The sequence below is a fragment of the Klebsiella sp. C283 genome (genome assembly GCF_048822555.1).
Lineage (GTDB): Bacteria > Pseudomonadota > Gammaproteobacteria > Enterobacterales > Enterobacteriaceae > Klebsiella > Klebsiella quasipneumoniae.
Map to the genome: position 1 here is coordinate 49,386 of NZ_JBMEZS010000006.1, position 17,655 is coordinate 67,040.

18 protein-coding genes are annotated in these 17,655 nt (G+C 58.7%); 7 read left to right on the forward strand and 11 right to left on the reverse strand.

Translation table 11 applies throughout. From position 1 onward, the window contains the following. Positions 1-21: 21 nt before the first annotated feature. The 6 genes from glpX to gmk all read right to left on the reverse strand — a co-directional run bounded on the left by glpX (position 22) and on the right by gmk (position 7,113). Positions 22-1,032: a class II fructose-bisphosphatase gene (glpX, locus tag ACOI7Z_RS13020; RefSeq protein WP_023291376.1), complete on the reverse strand. Its 1,011-nt coding sequence runs from the start codon at positions 1,030-1,032 to the stop codon at positions 22-24. A gap of 48 nt (positions 1,033-1,080) precedes the next feature. Continuing rightward, positions 1,081-3,162 (reverse strand): ATP-dependent DNA helicase RecG, encoded by a 2,082-nt coding sequence (recG, locus tag ACOI7Z_RS13025; RefSeq protein ID WP_023291375.1) that lies wholly within the window; start codon positions 3,160-3,162, stop codon positions 1,081-1,083. Positions 3,163-3,167: 5 nt separating this feature from the next. Next, complete coding sequence (gene trmH, locus ACOI7Z_RS13030) at positions 3,168-3,857, reverse strand: tRNA (guanosine(18)-2'-O)-methyltransferase TrmH (RefSeq protein WP_087848701.1); 690 nt, start codon at positions 3,855-3,857, stop codon at positions 3,168-3,170. Between the two features lie 163 nt (positions 3,858-4,020). Next, the gene (gene spoT / locus ACOI7Z_RS13035) at positions 4,021-6,141 is read right to left on the reverse strand and encodes a bifunctional GTP diphosphokinase/guanosine-3',5'-bis pyrophosphate 3'-pyrophosphohydrolase (RefSeq protein ID WP_004205080.1); all 2,121 of its coding nucleotides are present in this window, start codon (positions 6,139-6,141) and stop codon (positions 4,021-4,023) included. An 18-nt stretch (positions 6,142-6,159) separates the two neighbouring features. Beyond that, positions 6,160-6,435, reverse strand: a complete 276-nt coding sequence (gene rpoZ, locus ACOI7Z_RS13040) for a DNA-directed RNA polymerase subunit omega (RefSeq protein ID WP_000135058.1) — start codon at positions 6,433-6,435, stop codon at positions 6,160-6,162. Positions 6,436-6,489: 54 nt separating this feature from the next. After that, a complete protein-coding gene (gene gmk, locus ACOI7Z_RS13045) occupies positions 6,490-7,113 on the reverse strand; it encodes a guanylate kinase (RefSeq protein ID WP_002922664.1) in 624 nt (207 codons plus the stop codon). Positions 7,114-7,371: 258 nt separating this feature from the next. On the opposite strand from gmk, the gene ligB reads away from it, so the two are divergent. Next, the gene (gene ligB, locus ACOI7Z_RS13050; protein ID WP_087848700.1) at positions 7,372-9,051 is read left to right on the forward strand and encodes an NAD-dependent DNA ligase LigB; all 1,680 of its coding nucleotides are present in this window, start codon (positions 7,372-7,374) and stop codon (positions 9,049-9,051) included. A gap of 5 nt (positions 9,052-9,056) precedes the next feature. Here ligB and ACOI7Z_RS13055 read toward each other — a convergent pair whose 3' ends face one another. Then, positions 9,057-9,674 (reverse strand): trimeric intracellular cation channel family protein, encoded by a 618-nt coding sequence (locus tag ACOI7Z_RS13055; RefSeq protein WP_002922654.1) that lies wholly within the window; start codon positions 9,672-9,674, stop codon positions 9,057-9,059. 274 nt (positions 9,675-9,948) lie between these two features. Here ACOI7Z_RS13055 and ACOI7Z_RS13060 point away from each other — a divergent pair, with 274 nt between their 5' ends. Continuing rightward, positions 9,949-11,208 carry a chloride channel protein gene (locus ACOI7Z_RS13060; protein ID WP_087848699.1) on the forward strand — a complete coding sequence of 420 codons (1,260 nt, stop codon included), beginning with the start codon at positions 9,949-9,951 and terminating at the stop codon, positions 11,206-11,208. A 49-nt stretch (positions 11,209-11,257) separates the two neighbouring features. Here ACOI7Z_RS13060 and ACOI7Z_RS13065 read toward each other — a convergent pair whose 3' ends face one another. Further along, entirely contained in the window at positions 11,258-12,121 is an 864-nt protein-coding gene (locus ACOI7Z_RS13065; RefSeq protein ID WP_008806823.1) for a YicC/YloC family endoribonuclease, read from the reverse strand. 126 nt (positions 12,122-12,247) lie between these two features. Between ACOI7Z_RS13065 and rph the strand changes: the two genes are divergently transcribed. Together rph and pyrE are read left to right on the forward strand one after the other, a co-directional pair. After that, positions 12,248-12,964, forward strand: coding sequence for a ribonuclease PH (gene rph, locus ACOI7Z_RS13070; RefSeq protein WP_023319338.1), 717 nt, complete (start codon positions 12,248-12,250; stop codon positions 12,962-12,964). 65 nt (positions 12,965-13,029) lie between these two features. Then, on the forward strand, positions 13,030-13,671 hold the full coding sequence (gene pyrE / locus ACOI7Z_RS13075) for an orotate phosphoribosyltransferase (RefSeq protein ID WP_004205073.1): 642 nt from the start codon (positions 13,030-13,032) through the stop codon (positions 13,669-13,671). 45 nt (positions 13,672-13,716) lie between these two features. On the opposite strand, the gene slmA is transcribed toward pyrE, so the two are convergent. From slmA to coaBC, 3 genes are all read right to left on the reverse strand, one after another. Continuing rightward, complete coding sequence (gene slmA, locus ACOI7Z_RS13080) at positions 13,717-14,313, reverse strand: nucleoid occlusion factor SlmA (protein ID WP_004205072.1); 597 nt, start codon at positions 14,311-14,313, stop codon at positions 13,717-13,719. Between the two features lie 124 nt (positions 14,314-14,437). After that, positions 14,438-14,896, reverse strand: a complete 459-nt coding sequence (gene dut, locus ACOI7Z_RS13085; RefSeq protein ID WP_004145270.1) for a dUTP diphosphatase — start codon at positions 14,894-14,896, stop codon at positions 14,438-14,440. Continuing rightward, positions 14,874-16,088, reverse strand: a complete 1,215-nt coding sequence (coaBC, locus tag ACOI7Z_RS13090; RefSeq protein ID WP_087848711.1) for a bifunctional phosphopantothenoylcysteine decarboxylase/phosphopantothenate--cysteine ligase CoaBC — start codon at positions 16,086-16,088, stop codon at positions 14,874-14,876. Before coaBC ends, dut begins: the two co-directional genes overlap by 23 nt. Before the next feature lie 172 nt (positions 16,089-16,260). On the opposite strand from coaBC, the gene radC reads away from it, so the two are divergent. The 3 genes from radC to rpmG all read left to right on the forward strand — a co-directional run bounded on the left by radC (position 16,261) and on the right by rpmG (position 17,567). After that, a complete protein-coding gene (gene radC, locus ACOI7Z_RS13095; protein ID WP_017900054.1) occupies positions 16,261-16,926 on the forward strand; it encodes a RadC family protein in 666 nt (221 codons plus the stop codon). Positions 16,927-17,142: 216 nt separating this feature from the next. Continuing rightward, positions 17,143-17,379 (forward strand): 50S ribosomal protein L28, encoded by a 237-nt coding sequence (rpmB, locus tag ACOI7Z_RS13100; protein WP_000091955.1) that lies wholly within the window; start codon positions 17,143-17,145, stop codon positions 17,377-17,379. Between the two features lie 20 nt (positions 17,380-17,399). After that, a complete protein-coding gene (rpmG, locus tag ACOI7Z_RS13105; RefSeq protein ID WP_002922510.1) occupies positions 17,400-17,567 on the forward strand; it encodes a 50S ribosomal protein L33 in 168 nt (55 codons plus the stop codon). Positions 17,568-17,655 lie beyond the last annotated feature (88 nt).

Here is a 17,655-nt window from a genome sequence, read left to right on the forward strand (position 1 = left end):
CCTGGAGGAGAGAAAGCGGTATTACAGGATGTGCTGCTGGACGTCCGGATCTTTACGGTCGAGGTAATGAATCGACTGGATCCGACGGATGGTGCGCGACTTGCCGCGGATCAGCAGCGTCTCGGTGGTGGCCATATTGCCCTTACGGGTGATGCCGTCCAGCAGATCGCCTTTGGTGATGCCGGTGGCGGAGAAGACGACGTTATCGCTGCGCGCCATTTCATCAAGGCGCAGCACTTTACCCGCTTCGATGCCCATGGTTTTGCAGCGCGCCAGCTCGTTTTCACCGATGCGACGATTCTCTTCACTGTCGCCCTTCACGTGGTGACGAGCCAGCAGGCGGCCCTGCATATCGCCGTCGAGCGCGCGGATCACCGCGGCGGAAACCACCCCTTCCGGCGCGCCGCCGATGCCGTACAGCACGTCGACTTCGCTATCCGGCATGCAGGTGAGAATGGAGGCCGCGACGTCGCCATCGGGAATGGCGAACACGCGCACGCCCAGCTGCTGCAGCTGAGCAATCACCGCGTCGTGGCGCGGTTTCGCCAGCACGGTGACGGTCAGCTCGCCCAGCGGCTTGTTCAGTGCGCGGGCGATATTGCGCAGGTTCTCTTCCAGCGGCAGACTGAGGTCGATAGCGCCTTTAGCGCCCGGGCCGACAATCAGCTTTTCCATATACATATCCGGCGCGTTGAGGAAGCAGCCTTTATCGCCGACCGCCATCACCGCCAGGGCGTTAGCCTGGCCCATCGCCGTCATCCGGGTGCCTTCGATGGGATCGACGGCGATATCCACCGCATCGCCCTTGCCAGTGCCCACTTTTTCGCCGATATAGAGCATCGGCGCTTCATCGATTTCGCCCTCGCCGATGACGATGGTGCCGTCGATATTGACGAGGTTAAGCATAATGCGCATGGCGTTCACCGCTGCGCCGTCGGCGGAGTTTTTATCGCCGCGGCCCAGCCATTTATAGCCCGCCAGCGCGGCGGCTTCGGTGACACGCGAAAATTCGATGGCCAGTTCTCGTTTCATAATCCACTCATTGTGTAGAAAAATTGCCCGCAGCGCGGCAAAAGCGCGCTACGCGTTGGAATAGCGTTCGGTTTCCGGCATCCAGCGCTCGATCAGCGCCTGGGCCTGCAGCGGATAGCGTTCATGAATGTGGCGCGCAATGCGCTGAACGTCGGGGATCATCGCCTGATCGCGCAGTAAATCCGCCACTTTAAACTCGGCGTTGCCGGTCTGGCGTGTGCCGAGCAGCTCGCCGGGACCGCGAATTTCAAGGTCTTTCTGGGCGATGACGAAACCGTCATTGCTGTCGCGCAGCACCTGCAGACGCTTCTGCGCCGTTTTAGAGAGCGGCGATTTATAGAGTAGCACGCAGTGGGAAGCGACCGCGCCGCGCCCGACGCGCCCTCTGAGCTGGTGCAGCTGCGCCAGGCCCAGACGTTCCGGGTTTTCGATAATCATCAGGCTCGAGTTCGGCACGTCGACACCGACTTCAATGACCGTCGTGGCTACCAGCAGGTGCATTTCGCCCTGCTTGAAAGCCTGCATCACCGCCTGCTTTTCCGCCGGTTTCATCCGCCCGTGCACCAGACCGATATTCAGCTCCGGCAGCGCCAGCTTGAGCTCCTCCCAGGTGGCTTCCGCCGCCTGGGCCTCCAGCAGATCGGACTCTTCGATGAGGGTACAGACCCAATAGGCCTGGCGGCCTTCGTGGGTGCAGGCGTTGCGCACGCGGTCGATAATATCGCTGCGCCGGGTGTCCGGGATGGCGACGGTGGTCACCGGGGTTCGGCCCGGCGGCAGCTCGTCGATAACCGAGGTATCGAGGTCGGCGTAGGCGGTCATCGCCAGGGTGCGCGGGATCGGCGTGGCGGTCATGATCAGCTGATGCGGATGAAAACCCTGCTGCTGACCTTTCTCCCACAGCGCCAGCCGCTGGTGTACGCCGAAGCGGTGCTGTTCGTCGATAATCACCAGCGCCAGGCCATTAAACTGCACCTGTTCCTGGAAGATGGCGTGGGTGCCGACAATCATCTGCACCTCGCCGCTGGCGATCGCGTCCTGCTGCGCCTGGCGGGCTTTGCCTTTCTGTTTGCCCGCCAGCCAGCCGACTTCAATGCCCAGCGGTGCAAACCAGCTGCGGAAGTTATTGGCGTGCTGCTCGGCGAGCAGTTCGGTGGGCGCCATCAGCGCCACCTGTTTGCCGTGGGCGATAGCGCGCAACGCGGCCAGGGCGGCGACCAGCGTTTTACCGGAGCCGACGTCGCCCTGCACCAGGCGCATCATTGGCACGTCCAGCGCCATATCGCGCTCGATCTCGGCGGTGACCCGCGCCTGCGCGCCGGTGGGCTTAAAGGGCAGGGAGGCCAGCAGCTGATTTTTCAGGGTATCGTTGGCGCCGAGCGGCAGGGCGTGATAGCGCTGGGCGCCTGCCCGCAGCGCCAGCATGCTGAGGTTGTGCGCCAGCAGCTCTTCCAGAATCAGGCGCTGCTGCGCCGGGTGCTTGCCGCTTTCCAGCTCGCTAAGCAATAACGATGGCGGCGGACGATGCAGGGTGCGCAGCGCCTCCGGCAGGCTCATCATCCCCTGCGCCAGCTCCGGCGGCAGGAGTTCGCCGATAGCGCAGGTCTCCAGCAGCTCGAGCGCCTGATCGGTGAGCTTGCGCAGGGTCGCCTGCTTAATGCCCTCGGTAGTCGGATAGACCGGCGTTAGGGTCTCCTGCAGCTCCGGGGTGCTCATATCGCCCTGGACGCGATATTCCGGGTGGATCATTTCGGCGCCGTACTTCCCGCGTTTGGCTTCACCGTAGGCCAGCACGCGTCGACCGGTCGCGAGGCTGTTTTTCATCGCCGCGTTGAAGTTGAAAAAGCGCATGGTGAGGATGCCGGTGCCGTCGCTGATCTGGCAGGTCATCATTCGGCGACCGCCGAAGGTGATATTGCTGTTGAGCACTTCGCCTTCCACGGTGGCATAAACGCCGGGAAGCAGATCGGCTATCGGGTAAAGATGGGTGCGATCTTCGTAGCGCAAAGGCAGGTGCAGCAGCAGATCCTGTACCGTATGCAGGCCGATCTTCGCCAGCTTGCTGCTCTGCGCAGCCCCGACACCGGTGAGTGAACTGAGCGGAACGGCATCTAACAGGCGGCCTGACATCGGGTTTACCTCGCAGCCTGCATGGTGGCCCACCACGCGGCATCGGCTTCCACTTCGCCCTGCTCGTTAACGTGGGGGTAAGGCAGCCCTTTTTGTCTCGCGACGCGGGCCAGCACCGGATAGCCGCCTTCAAACAGCAGGCGCTGTTGCTCTTCCGGCGGCAGCATGCTGTTGGCGCGTTGGTACATCCCGGCATTCTGTCGCTGCCGCTGGGCTTCATACAGGATCAGCGCCGAGGCGACGGAGACGTTCAGCGACTGCACCATGCCGATCATCGGGATAATAATGTCCTGATCCGCCAGGGCCAGCGCTTCCTGAGTGATGCCGGTTTTCTCCTGACCCATCAGGATGCAGGTTGGGCGCGTATAGTCGATTTCACGGAAATCGATGGCTTTGTCGGAAAGATGGGTGGCGAGGATTTGCATACCCTGGCCTTTGAGGTGGCCGACGGCATCTGCGATGGTACGGTGGGTTTTCACCTGCACCCAGCTGTTGCTGCCCGCGGCGGCGGAGGCCATGGTGCGCATCCGGCTGCTCGGCCAGACCGCGTGCACCTCGTGTACGCCAACGGCGTCTGCGGTCCGGATGACCGCAGAGACGTTATGGGGCTTATGGACCTGCTCCATGCAGACCGTCAGGTCAGGCTGACGCCTGGCGAGCATCTCGCAGATACGCGCATAACGCTTTGAATTCATTACTCTTAATCCTTCGAATTACCTCTTTAGCCGCTGCGGATCACGCGGCCCATCCCTGGGCCTCGCCCCTGACGGGGGCGCTGCAGGCAGCGTTCAAATCTGCTCCCGGCAGATTTGTCATTCGCTTGCCGCCTTGATGCAATTCGAATGTTTTGTCTAAAAGCTAATTTCGGTTACGGGTGACTTTAATCACGTCCGGCATGACGCGTATTTTGCGCATGATATTCGCCAGATGCACGCGGTCGCGGGCGGTCAGGCGGATAAAGGCGCTGTATACGCGGCCATCTTTCTCTTCCGTATTCAGGCTCTGGATATTGGAAGAGGCGGTGTTGATCGCCGCCGTCAGGTTAGCCAGTGCGCCCTGGTGGTTAAACATATCCACCTTGATCTCCGTAATGAACTCCTGAGCGGTCTCTTTATCCCACTCAACCGCCATAAATTTCTCCGGCTCTTTCTGGTAGCCGCGGATGTTACGACAGGATTCATGATGGATAACCAGCCCTTTGCCGGGACTGACGTGGGCGATAATCGGGTCACCGGGGATCGGGCGACAGCACTTGGCGAAAGTGATCAGCACGCCATCGGCGCCTTTGATCGGCAGATGGCCGTGGTTTGAGGCATTGGCTGGCACCGGCGCCGCAGCAGCTTCGCCCTGCTGCAGGTTTTTCGCCACCACCACGCTCATGGCGTTGCCCAGACCGATCTCCGCCAGCAGGTCGTCAAGCGAGGCCAGCTTCATCCGGTCGAGCTCGCGCTGGATATTCTCCGGCGGGATCTCGGCGAGTTTGCGGCTACCGCCCAGCGCGTGGTTGAGCAGACGGCGGCCAAGGCTGACCGAGTCATCGCGCTTGAGGTTTTTCAGCAGCTGACGGATCTTGGCGCGCGCCTTCGAGCTGACGACAAAGTTCAGCCAGGCGGCATTCGGACGTGCGCCCGGCGCGGTAATAATTTCGACAGTCTGACCGCTGGAGAGCGGCTGCGACAGCGGATAGGGCTGGCGGTCGACGCGCGCGCCGACGCAGGCATGGCCGATATCGGTATGCACCGCATAGGCGAAGTCCACCGGCGTGGCGCCAGCGGGCAGTTCGACAATGCGGCCTTCCGGGGTGAAAACGTAAATCTCATCGGGGAACAGATCGGATTTAACGCTCTCGATAAATTCAAACGAGCTGCCGGCGCTCTGCTGCAGCTCCAGCAGGCTTTGCATCCAGCGCTGGGCGCGGATTTGCGCGGTGGTGCTGCTTTCGCCGCCGTGCTCTTTATAAGCCCAGTGCGCCGCGACCCCCATCTCCGCCATCTGGTCCATGTCTTCGGTACGAATTTGTACCTCGACCGGGACGCCGTGGGGGCCGATCATCGAGGTGTGCAAAGACTGATAGCCGTTCGCTTTCGGAATAGCGATGTAATCTTTGAAACGACCTGGACGCGGTTTATAGAGGCTGTGCATCTGGCCAAGCACGCGGTAGCAGACATCGGCATCATGGACGATAACGCGGAAGGCGTAGATATCCATGATCGAGTGAAAACGCTGCTCTTTAAGCACCATTTTGCAGTAGATCGAGTACAGATGCTTTTCGCGACCGCTAACGCGGCAGGGGATCCCCGCTTCCTGCAAACGCCCTTCGATTTCCGAGAGAATCTTTTGGATCATCTCTTTACGGTTGCCGCGCGCCGCTTTGACCACCTCTTTAATGACGCGGTAGCGGTTCGGGTACAGCGCCTCAAAGCCCAGCTCTTCGAGCTCGGTTTTGATGTGATGGATACCTAAACGGTGCGCCAGCGGGCTGTAGATTTCCAGCGTTTCGCGGGCGATGCGGCGGCGTTTATCCGGGCGTAGCGAGCCCAGGGTACGCATGTTGTGGGTGCGGTCGGCAAGCTTGATGAGGATGACGCGGATGTCCTGCACCATCGCCATGATCATTTTGCGAAAGTTTTCGGCCTGTGCCTCTTTCTTATCGCGGAACTTGAGCTTATCAAGTTTCGATACCCCCTCTACCAGTTCGGCGACGCTTTTACCAAAAAGCTGTTCCATGTCCTGGTAGGTGGCGGGAGTATCTTCAATCACATCATGCAGCAGCGCGGCCATCAGCGTTTCGTAGTCGAGCTTCATCTCGGCCAGAATACAGGCTACCGCGACCGGGTGCGTGATATAAGGTTCACCGCTTGAACGTGTCTGACCCTCGTGAGCGTCACGTGCAACGAGATACGCCTGCCGCAGACGTTTGATCTGATCTTCCGGCAGGTAGTTTTGAATCAGCTGATTCAGGCTTTCAAACAGATACAAGGGCGACCCGCTGTGTGATTAACGACGACCTTCAGCAATCGCGGTAACGGCTTGTAATTCAGCGGCTTCCTGCTCTTGCTGTTCCTGGCGCTCACGTACGTCGAGGATCTGGTTGTTGATCAGACCTTCTTCGATTTCGCGCAGTGCGATTACGGTGGTTTTATCGTTTTCTTCCGGTACCAGCGGATCCTTTCCGCCTACCTGCATCTGACGAGCGCGACGCGCGGCGACCAGTACCAGGTCAAAACGGTTACCAATTTTCTCTACAGCGTCCTGAACAGTTACGCGTGCCATACTTAAAATGCTCCACAGGTGAAGAAATGACTGGGCATGATACTGAATGTGGGTTCAGTCTGCCAATAGTTTGGTGATTAAAGCGCCATGTCGCTGCTTTTGGCGGCTCATGCGCAGACGTTCAGCGCGGATGATATTTTTCAGGTCGCTCAGGGCGGTGTCAAAATCATCGTTCACAATCAGGTAATCATATTCGGCGTAATGGCTCATTTCCGCAACGGCCTGGGCCATTCGCTTCGCGATCACCTCTTCGCTGTCCTGGCCGCGGCCGCGCAGGCGACGGTCCAGTTCATCTTTTGACGGCGGCAGAATAAAAATGCTGCGTGCGCCAGGCATGCTTTTACGGATCTGCTGCGCGCCCTGCCAGTCGATATCGAGGAAGACATCAACGCCGGTCGCCAGCACCTGCTCGATCGCTTTACGCGACGTGCCGTAATAGTTGCCAAAGACCTCTGCATGTTCCAGAAACGCGTTTTCGCCAATCATCGAGCGGAATTCGTCGTGATTCACGAAGAAATAATGTTCGCCGTGCACTTCACCCGGACGCGGCGCCCGCGTGGTATGGGAAACCGATACCTGGGTGTCATACAACGGTTGGGTTTTTAATAAAGCCTGAATCAGGCTGGATTTACCCGCGCCGCTAGGGGCGGAAACAATATAAAGCGTGCCTTGAGCCATGAGTGTCTTTTGTATGTGGTTATCGAAAGAGGTCCTACATACGAGCCTATTATACACGTCGCCGCGGCGTGACGCAGTCCTTGTCACACTTTTTGCCGCTGTTTCTTTCATTTTGCCTGCCGTTTTCCTGAATTCGCCAGCCGTTGCTGCAACGAGGTGTAAATCCTGGAAGGCGCTTCGCAGGGTGAAAAAGCGGCCGTCGCGGTTTCCGGCATTCTGCCGCAGACTCTCCGCCAGGTGATGAAGGAGGGGACAGCAATGCGTAAAGGAGGAGGGTGGCTGGCGATAGGGATGTTCTCCGCCAGCGCGCTGGCGTCGTGTCCGGACTGGCCGCCGGCCAAAGGCAGACAGGAGATCGCACGTCTACATCAGCAGATTGACGCCTGGAACGAGGCTTACTGGCGACAGGGCGCCAGCGAGGTGAGCGATGACGTTTACGACCAACTCACCCTGCGCCTGGCGCAGTGGCGGCAATGCTTTCCGGGCGCGACGCCTGAGGATGACGATCTGCCTCCCCCGACCGGCGATACGCGTCATCCGGTCGCCCATACCGGCGTGCGCAAGCTGGCGGATGAGGCCAGCGTGGCCCGCTGGATGAAAAATAAAACCGACCTGTGGGTACAGCCTAAAGTGGACGGCGTGGCGGTCACCCTGGTCTATCGCCAGGGGCATCTGGTTCAGGCTATCAGCCGCGGGGATGGCCTGCGCGGTGAGTTGTGGACCGCCCGAGCGCGGCAGATCCCGGCGCTGGCGAAGTTGACGACCGGCGAACTGGCCAACAGCGTGCTGCAGGGGGAGCTATTTCTGCGTCGGGAGGGGCATATTCAGCAGCAGGCTGGCGGAATGAACGCGCGGGCGAAAGTCGCCGGGTTGATGATGCGGGCTGACGCGGCGGCGGCGGCGCTCAGCCAGCTGGACGTTTTTATCTGGGCCTGGCCAGACGGTCCCTCGGATATGCGCCGTCGACAGCAGCTGCTGGCGCAGGCGGGGTTTGGCTACAGCGGACAATACACCCATTCGGTAACGCGCGTTGAGCAGGTGGCGGAGTGGCGCCAGCGCTGGTATCGCTCGCCGCTCCCCTTCGTCAGCGATGGCGTGATTGTGCGTGAAGGACGCGAACCGTCGGGGCGCGTCTGGTCACCGGGAAGGGGCGAGTGGCTGGCAGCCTGGAAATATCCTCCGGCATCGCGGGTGATGGAGGTACGGGCGATCCATTTCAGTACTGGCCGCAGCGGCAGACTCAACGTAGTGGCTGAGCTTGAGCCCCAGCGGCTGGATGACAAACGCGTGCAGCGGGTTAACGTTGGCTCTGTGAGCCGCTGGCAGGCGCTGGATATTGGGGTTGGCGATCAGCTGCAGATCAGTCTGGCAGGCCAGGGTATTCCACGGATCGACGCTGTTGTCTGGCGGACGGTCGAGCGCCGTAAACCGACGGCGCCGGCGGCGAAATTCAATGCGCTAACCTGCTATTTCGCCACCCCCGAGTGCAGCGAACAGTTTCTTTCCCGGCTGGTCTGGTTGTCATCAAAGTCGGCGCTGGATATCGATGGCGTAGGGGAAAGCGTATGGCGCGTTATTCAGCAGCAGCACCCGATGGAGCATCTTTTTTCCTGGCTGGCGCTCACGCCGGAGCAGCTGCAGGCGATGCCGGGGATCTCGGCTGCCCGCGGGCAGCACCTCTGGCATCAGTTTGATCTTATTCGTAAACGGCCTTTTATACGCTGGGTGCTGGCGATGGGGATCCCGGTGCCCCAGGGGACGCTGGCGCGGCCTGGCAGTGAAAACTGGCGCCTCCTCACGGCAAAGAGTGAAGCGCAATGGCGCACGCTGCCGGGCGTGGGGGCGATCAGAGCCCGACAGTTAGTGGCTTTCCTGCATGACCCTGACGTGGCGGCGCTGGCGCAATGGCTTAGCAGGCAGCGCATCCCCGGGTTTTGAGGCGGTTAGTGGGCGTCGTGGGTGTAGTGGAAGACCGGTAGCCCGAGCTTCCAGCGCAGCGCCAGCATGCGGGCGGTAAAGCCGAACAGCAGCGTGGCCAGGACCACCACATCGTGGCTGCTGACGTAGTGTTGCAGCGCTATATAGAGTACCGCTGCGGCAAACGAGATCCCGGCATACAGCTCTTTCTGGAAGACCAGCGGAATGCGCTTGCAGAACATATCGCGCAGTACGCCGCCGAAAACGCCGGTGATGACCGCAGCTATAGAGGCGATAACCGGGCCTTCGCCCATATCCAGGGCGATCTGCGCGCCGATGATGGAAAACACGATCAGCCCCAGCGCATCCAGCACCAGGAAAAGCCGGCGAAGGTGCGGCATTACCGGGGCGGCAATTGTGGTAAGGACGGCGGCGACGGCGACGATAATGACGTATTCCGGATGCTTCACCCAGCCGAGAGGATAGTGTCCCAGCAGGATATCGCGAACAGAACCCCCGCCCAGCGCGGTCGCGGTGGCGATAATAATGACGCCAAACGTATCCATCCGCCGACGACCGGCAGCCAGCGCTCCGGTCATGGCTTCCGCAGTGATACCGATTAAATACAGAACATGAAGCAGCATAGATCCCCCAGACAGTGGCCGGCAGGTTAACGATTTGTGCGCAGGATCACGATTGATATTTTCTAAAGTGAAGTCGTTAGGCCAGGAAAAAGTAATGGCAACATGGCTTAAATTGGCTTTATTTGGCGGTTAAGTATTATTTTTTGAATTTTTACAGATTAGAAAAAGTAATGTCTTATTCCCGATCGGTTATCTATATTGAAAACGCTAAGAATACCTAATGTTTAAGTCCCGACCTTTATCCTTTTATTTTCTTTCTCGAGGAGATGAGAAAATGCGTGTCGCCGCCGGGAACAAACATTCTCTGACTCGCCTGATGGCCGTAGTATTAACCGGGATTCTGGCCGGTCTGTCCGGTATGGCGCTGGCGCTGATTTTACATGCCATTCAGCACCTGGCTTTTGGCTACAGCCCAGCGCATATCGTCGGTTCGGTATCATTTTTACAGGGCGTCACGGCGTCGCCCTGGCCACGTCGCATCGCGGCAATCGTGGCCGGCGGCATCGTCGCCGGATTTGGCTGGTGGCTGCTTGGTCGCTATGGGCAGAAGCGGGTTTCCATTGCCGCGGCGGTGGCTAACCCTTCCGTCCCCATGCCCGCGGGCACCACGACGATCCACGCTCTGCTGCAGATCGTCACCGTAGCGCTGGGGTCCCCGCTTGGCCGCGAAGTGGCTCCTCGGGAAATGGGCGCGCTGGGAGCGGGGATGGTGGCGCGTAAGCTGCGCCTGCTGGAGGATGAAACCCGTACGCTGATTGCCTGTGGGGCGGGCGCGGGCCTGGCGGCGGTGTATAACGTCCCGCTGGCAGGGGCGTTGTTCACCCTCGAGGTCATGCTGCTGTCGTTTAGCTGGGAAAAAACGCTGGCGGCGATAATGACCTCGGCGATTGCCGCCTGGACGGCCACCCTCGGGTTAGGGGATGAATCGCAATACCATTTTGTTTCCAGCGCGCTTCCGCACACCTTTCTCTGGTGGGCGATTCTGGCGGGCCCGATTCTTGGCGCCGGCGCCTGGCTCTTTCGCAAAGCGACCAGCGCAGCGCGTTCACGCGTGCGAAGTAACTGGCAGATGCCGGTGTTCTGTCTGCTGGCGTTTTCGCTTCTGGCCGTCCTTAGCCTCTGGTTCCCTGCGCTACCGGGCAATGGCAAGGGGCCGATGCAGCAGGCGCTCAGCGACGGGCTGCCTCACTCCATGGTCGCGATCCTGTTAGGGCTGAAGCTGGTGGTGATCCTGGCGGTGTTGCGCGGCGGCGCGGAAGGCGGGTTGTTAACCCCGGGGCTGGCGGTGGGCGGGCTGGCCAGCCTGCTGCTCTGCGCGCTCTGGCAATCAGGGTTCCCTGGCGGAGATGAAAGCAGTTTCGCCCTGGTGGGGGCAGCCGCTTTTCTCGCCGCCTCCATGCAGATGCCGCTGACGGCGGTGGTGCTGGTGATGGAGTTCACCCACATGGATCACAGCTATCTGGCCCCGACGCTGCTGTGCGCGGCAGGGGCGTTTTTGACCTGCCGGGTACTGGATAAAAGACATTGCTTTTGAAATGAATGAAAAAAGGCCGGTAAACCGGCCTTCAGAAAGGTATCTGAGATTACTCGATATTCTGGATCTGCTCGCGCATTTGCTCGATCAGCACTTTCAGCTCAATCGCAGAGTTAGTGACCTCGGCATTGATCGATTTTGACGCCAGGGTGTTCGACTCACGGTTGAACTCCTGCATCATAAAGTCGAGACGGCGACCCACAGCCTCTTTCTTTTTCAGAATGTTGTAGGTCTCTTTTACGTGGGCTTCGAGGCGGTCCAGCTCTTCGGCAACGTCGATACGCTGCGCCATCAGCACCAGCTCTTGCTCGAGACGGTTATTCTCCAGCTGCACTTCCGCATCTTCCAGCTTGGCGACCAGACGCTCGCGCTGCCACTGGAGAATTTCCGGCATATGGGCGCGAACTTTCGTCACTTCGCCGCTCACGCCTTCAAGACGCTGCTCGATAAGCGCTTTCAGCGCCTGGCCTTCCGTTTCGCGAGCGACGATGAAGTCATCCAGCGCGCCGTCAAGGGCTGCCAGAATGTCGGCGGCGATGGCGTCAAGATCCTGTTCTTTGGCGGCCATCACGCCCGGCCAGCGCAGGATATCAACCGGATTGATTTCCCCTTCATCGCTCTGCATTTTTACCCAGTTGGCGGCATTAACCAGCTGTTTAGCCAGCTTTTCGTTGAGAATCAGTTCGCCCTGAGCGCTGGGGTCTTGTTCAAAACGCAGGGTGCACTCGACTTTACCGCGAGTCAGGCGGGCGCGAATGCGCTCGCGTACCACGGGCTCCAGGCTACGGAACTGCTCCGGCAGGCGGAAGTACGTTTCCAGATAGCGCTGGTTTACCGAGCGCAGCTCCCATGCGGCGCTACCCCAGTCACCCTTGATTTCACGGCGGGCATAGGCGGTCATACTGCGGATCATAGACGTTCCTGTTTTTAAAGGAGAGTGGGGAGGATTATAGCTTTCGAGACCTTATCAGGATAGGAATAAGCGCCTTTAATCCGTATAATGCGCAGCCACATTCGTTTCAAGCCGGAGATTTCTATCATGCGTCCAGCAGGTCGTAGCGCCAACCAGGTGCGCCCCGTTACCCTGACCCGTAATTATACAAAACACGCTGAAGGCTCTGTGCTGGTTGAATTCGGTGATACCAAAGTGCTGTGCACCGCCTCCATTGACGAAGGCGTACCGCGTTTCCTGAAAGGACAGGGACAGGGGTGGATCACCGCTGAATATGGCATGCTGCCGCGTTCAACGCACACGCGTAACGCGCGTGAAGCGGCAAAAGGCAAACAGGGCGGCCGGACGATGGAAATTCAGCGCCTGATCGCCCGTGCGCTGCGCGCGGCGGTTGATCTGAAAGCGCTGGGCGAGTTTACCATCACCCTCGACTGCGATGTGCTGCAGGCCGACGGCGGCACCCGCACCGCGTCTATTACCGGTGCCTGCGTGGCGCTGGCCGACGCGCTGAATAAGCTGGTGGCGGCCGGCAAGCTGAAAACTAACCCGATGAAAGGGATGGTGGCGGCGGTCTCTGTTGGGATCGTTAATGGCGAAGCCATCTGCGATCTGGAGTACATCGAAGACTCTGCCGCGGAAACCGATATGAACGTGGTGATGACCGAAGATGGTCGCATCATCGAGGTGCAGGGTACGGCAGAAGGCGAGCCGTTCACCCATGAAGAGCTCCTCACTCTCCTGGCGTTAGCCCGAGGGGGGATCGAATCCATTATTACGACGCAGAAGGCGGCGTTAGCAGATTAGTTTTTAAGGCGACTGAGAAGTCGCCTTTTTTTTGACCGTAAAAAAGTAAGATGAGGAGCGAATCCATGAAGCCGTATCAGCGCCAGTTTATTGAGTTTGCGCTTAGCAAGCAGGTTCTTAAGTTTGGCGAGTTCACGCTGAAATCCGGGCGTAAGAGCCCCTATTTCTTTAACGCCGGCCTGTTTAACACCGGGCGCGATCTGGCTCTGCTGGGCCGTTTTTATGCCGAGGCGCTGGTGGATTCCGGGATTGAGTTCGACCTGCTGTTTGGCCCGGCCTACAAAGGGATCCCGATTGCCACCACCACCGCGGTGGCGTTAGCCGAACACCATGACCGCGACCTGCCTTACTGCTTTAACCGTAAAGAGGCAAAGACTCACGGCGAAGGCGGCAATCTGGTCGGTAGCCCACTGCAGGGGCGGGTCATGCTGGTGGATGATGTGATCACCGCCGGTACGGCGATTCGCGAATCCATGGAGATCATCCAGGCCAACGGCGCGCAGCTGGCGGGTGTGCTGATCTCCCTGGATCGTCAGGAGCGCGGCCGCGGCGAAATCTCCGCCATTCAGGAAGTGGAGCGGGATTACGGCTGCCAGGTTATCTCGATCGTCACCCTGAAAGAGCTGATCGCTTACCTGGAAGAGAAACCGGAGATGGCGGAACACCTGGCGGCAGTTCGCGCTTATCGCGAAGCCTACGGCGTGTAACGAAAAAGCCCGGTAAGCAGAGCGCTACCGGGCAATGCAAAAAAACTACTGCAGCTGTGCGGCGACCAGCGGCCAGCGGGCGTCGAAATCATCCGTCGGACGGTATTTGAACTCGCTGCGCACAAAGCGCGACAGCATGCCCTCGCAGAAGGCGAGCAGCTGGCTGGCCAGCAGCGTTTCGTCGAGAGTATAGCCTTCGCCTTCGCGCATTTTTTTCTCGCGCATCACCTGACGCAGCTGCACTTCGATGCGTTCAAAAAGCTGGTTGATACGGCCCTGCAGCCGATCCTGTTCGAACATCAGCGCGTGTCCGGTGAGGATGCGCGTCAGCCCAGGATTACGCTCGCCAAACCCAAGAATCAACAGAACAATCAGGCGCAGGCGCGCGGATGTGTCCTTCTCATCTTTCAGAATCAAATTGATGCGCGTAATCAGACTGTCTTCAATGAACTCGATCAGGCTGTCAAACATGCGGGTTTTGCTGGGAAAATGGCGATACAGCGCGGCTTCAGAAACGCCGACGGAAGCCGCCAGTTTCGCGGTGGTAATACGTTGGCTACCATCGCTGGATTCCAGCATTAGCGCCAGAGATTGAAGTATTTCTTCGCGACGATTCCGTTTCGCAGTTTGCTTTTCTGCCATGTTTTAAAATACCCCTGAAAATAAGCACTTGTCAGGCAGACATCCACAACGCGACCGCAAACCAGAGTTTGCGGTGATGTTATTGCATTATGCGCGTTGGGATGCAGATTCCGTGTTGCTGGGCTTATTTACGCCCTGAGTGACCGAAGCCGCCTTCGCCGCGGTCGGTGGCATCGAAAGATTCCACCAGGTTAAATTCCGCCTGCACGACCGGCACAAAGACCATCTGCGCGATACGTTCGCCCGGCTCGATAATAAAGCTCTGCTGACCGCGGTTCCAGACGGACACCATCAGCTGCCCCTGGTAATCGGAGTCGATAAGGCCCACCAGGTTGCCGAGCACCACGCCGTGCTTATGACCCAGGCCCGAGCGCGGCAGGATCACCGCCGCCAGAGAGGGATCGGCGATATGAATCGCAAGGCCGGTCGGCAACAGCGTGGTTGCGCCCGGCGCCAGCTCTACGGCGTCGTCGAGACAGGCTCGCAGGTCAAGTCCGGCGGAGCCGGAGGTGGCATAGGTCGGCAGCGGAAATTGCTGGCCGACACGCGGGTCCAGAATCTTAACGTCGATTTTTTTCATCATAACGGGTCACGATCTCGTCGAGTAATAATTGGCCCAGGAGTTCCTTGCGCTCAAGTGGTAAGCGCTTTTCCCCATCCTGCCAGAAAAGGTGTAATGCGTTGCTATCGCTGTTAAATCCCTGATTAGGCTGGGAAACATCGTTGGCGCAAATCAGGTCGAGGTTTTTGCGGGCACGTTTTTGCCGCGCATATTCTTCCACATTATTCGTTTCGGCGGCAAACCCAACGACGTAGGGGCGATGCGATTTTAGCGCTGCAACCCCGGCGACGATATCCGGGTTTTTAACCATTTTTATTGTTAATTCATCACCTTGTTTTTTTATTTTATCTTCGGCGATGGCGGCGGCTCGGTAATCCGCCACCGCGGCGCAGCCAATAAAAATGTGCTGCTGCTGAGCGCTGGCCTGGACGGCCGCTTCCATTTCCAGCGCGGTAGTGACATCAATGCGCTGCACAAAGGGCGGTGTCGGTAGCGATACCGGTCCGCTGACCAGGGTCACGTTCGCGCCGCGCTGTGCGGCGGCGGCGGCAATCGCGAAGCCCATCTTACCGGAGCTGTGGTTTGAGATGTAACGCACCGGATCCAACGGCTCACGGGTCGGGCCCGCGGTAATCATGAGGTTGAGATGTTGCAAATCTTTGACAGGGGAGGCGAAATGCTGTGCGGCCATCTCCACGATGGTTAACGGATCGAGCATTCGCCCCGGGCCGACGTCGCCGCAGGCCTGGCTACCGCTGCCCGGTCCCCACAGCAGCAGGCCGCGGGAAGCGAGCGTCTGCAGATTATGCTGGGTGGCCTGCGCGCGATACATCTGCTGGTTCATGGCGGGCAAGACGGCAACCGGGGAAGGGGTGGCGAGACAGATCGTCGACACCAAATCATTGGCCATGCCTGCCGCCACGCGGGCGATCAAATCGGCGGTCGCCGGGGCGAGGATCACCAGGTCGGCCCATTTTCCGAGCTCAATATGGCCCATGGCCGCTTCCGCCGCCGGATCGAGCAGGCTGTCGGAAACCGGATAGCCGGATACCGCCTGCAGGCTGAGTGGGGTGATGAACGCTTTTGCCGCCTCCGTCATTGCGACACGCACTTCCGCGCCGCGTTCACGTAGTCGCCGTACCAGTTCCGGGGTTTTATACGCCGCGATACCGCCGCTGACGCCCAGGACGATTTTTTTACCCGCCAGAGTCATCATGATGTATTCCTGTTGCCGTAGACCAGAATCCGCGCATCTTATCACAATCCTGCCGCCGTCGTGCCTCTGACGGGCATTCACTTTGCGAGCGGCTACGCAGGGTGAAAAGCGGCGGGTCGGCAGCGTCGTCAGGCTGTGCCAGGATAGGCTGATTCACGCAGGAGGGCGCATGGACGGAACGGAAAATCTGATGCCACGGGAGAAGATGCTGCAATTCGGCATCGAGGCGCTGACGGATGTTGAGCTACTGGCGCTGTTTCTGCGCATTGGCACACGCCGTCAGGATGTGCTGAGCTACGCCCAGGCGTTATTGCAGCGTTTTGGTTCGCTCTACGCTCTGCTTTCCGCTGATAAAGCGCAACTGGTTGCCGTTGACGGGCTGGGGCTGGCGAAATATGCGCAACTGAAGGGGATTGCCGAGCTGGCGCGGCGCTATTTTAGCTCGCAGCTGGTTGAGGAGGCCGCGCTGGTCACCCCCTCGATGACGCGGGAATTTTTGCAAAGCCAGCTGACGGAAGAGGAGCGCGAGATCTTTATGGTGATCTTTTTAGATAATCAGAACCGCGTGTTGAAACATAGCCGCCTTTTTTCTGGTACTCTTAGCCACGTTGAGGTGCATCCGCGAGAAATTGTACGCGAAGCCATCAAAGTGAACGCCGCCGCCGTGATCCTTGCGCATAATCATCCCTCCGGTAGTCCGGAGCCGAGTCAGGCTGACAGGCTGATTACCGAAAGGGTGGTAAAGTGTTGTCGATTCATGGAGATACGTGTGCTTGACCATCTGGTTATCGGCCGCGGTGCGTATGTATCTTTTGCCGAACGTGGCTGGATTTAGCCCCGAACTGGCGATCCTTCGGGATCTTTGTCTGTTCGGGACTTGAGCACATCGCCGAGTCAGCGTATACTACGCCACCTTTGAGAATCTCGGGTTTGGCATTTGGGCCTGGCAGTCGAGAGTTCACATTGAACTGCGATGACCAGGCTGTAAAGCCTGACGAGGCGCCAATACCCCATACGAAGCTCGAGCTAATTTGATTTTTGGAGAATAGACATGTCCCGAGTCTGCCAAGTTACTGGCAAGCGTCCGGTGACCGGTAACAACCGTTCCCACGCACTGAACGCGACTAAACGCCGTTTCCTGCCGAACCTGCACTCTCACCGTTTCTGGGTTGAGAGCGAGAAGCGTTTTGTCACCCTGCGCGTATCTGCTAAAGGTATGCGTGTAATCGATAAGAAAGGCATCGATACAGTTCTGGCTGAACTGCGTGCCCGTGGCGAAAAGTACTAAGTACTTAGAGGAAATAAATCATGGCTAAAGGTATTCGTGAGAAAATCAAGCTGGTTTCTTCCGCTGGTACTGGTCACTTCTACACCACCACGAAGAACAAACGTACCAAACCGGAAAAAATGGAACTGAAAAAGTACGATCCGGTTGTACGTCAGCACGTTATCTACAAAGAAGCTAAAATCAAATAATTTTAGCCTCCTTGTATAAAAACCCCGCTCCGGCGGGGTTTTTTGTTTTTAAAACTCCCCCATATTGCTTTCACACACTCCCTTTTCA

Coding starts and splice junctions, on each gene's coding strand:
- glpX (WP_023291376.1), bottom strand. CDS start 1,032: ATGAAACGAGAACTGGCCATCGAATTTTCGCGTGTCACCGAAGCCGCC.
- recG (WP_023291375.1), bottom strand. CDS start 3,162: ATGTCAGGCCGCCTGTTAGATGCCGTTCCGCTCAGTTCACTCACCGGT.
- trmH (WP_087848701.1), bottom strand. CDS start 3,857: ATGAATTCAAAGCGTTATGCGCGTATCTGCGAGATGCTCGCCAGGCGT.
- rpoZ (WP_000135058.1), bottom strand. CDS start 6,435: ATGGCACGCGTAACTGTTCAGGACGCTGTAGAGAAAATTGGTAACCGT.
- gmk (WP_002922664.1), bottom strand. CDS start 7,113: ATGGCTCAAGGCACGCTTTATATTGTTTCCGCCCCTAGCGGCGCGGGT.
- ligB (WP_087848700.1), top strand. CDS start 7,372: ATGCGTAAAGGAGGAGGGTGGCTGGCGATAGGGATGTTCTCCGCCAGC.
- ACOI7Z_RS13055 (WP_002922654.1), bottom strand. CDS start 9,674: ATGCTGCTTCATGTTCTGTATTTAATCGGTATCACTGCGGAAGCCATG.
- ACOI7Z_RS13060 (WP_087848699.1), top strand. CDS start 9,949: ATGCGTGTCGCCGCCGGGAACAAACATTCTCTGACTCGCCTGATGGCC.
- ACOI7Z_RS13065 (WP_008806823.1), bottom strand. CDS start 12,121: ATGATCCGCAGTATGACCGCCTATGCCCGCCGTGAAATCAAGGGTGAC.
- rph (WP_023319338.1), top strand. CDS start 12,248: ATGCGTCCAGCAGGTCGTAGCGCCAACCAGGTGCGCCCCGTTACCCTG.
- pyrE (WP_004205073.1), top strand. CDS start 13,030: ATGAAGCCGTATCAGCGCCAGTTTATTGAGTTTGCGCTTAGCAAGCAG.
- slmA (WP_004205072.1), bottom strand. CDS start 14,313: ATGGCAGAAAAGCAAACTGCGAAACGGAATCGTCGCGAAGAAATACTT.
- dut (WP_004145270.1), bottom strand. CDS start 14,896: ATGATGAAAAAAATCGACGTTAAGATTCTGGACCCGCGTGTCGGCCAG.
- coaBC (WP_087848711.1), bottom strand. CDS start 16,088: ATGACTCTGGCGGGTAAAAAAATCGTCCTGGGCGTCAGCGGCGGTATC.
- radC (WP_017900054.1), top strand. CDS start 16,261: ATGGACGGAACGGAAAATCTGATGCCACGGGAGAAGATGCTGCAATTC.
- rpmB (WP_000091955.1), top strand. CDS start 17,143: ATGTCCCGAGTCTGCCAAGTTACTGGCAAGCGTCCGGTGACCGGTAAC.
- rpmG (WP_002922510.1), top strand. CDS start 17,400: ATGGCTAAAGGTATTCGTGAGAAAATCAAGCTGGTTTCTTCCGCTGGT.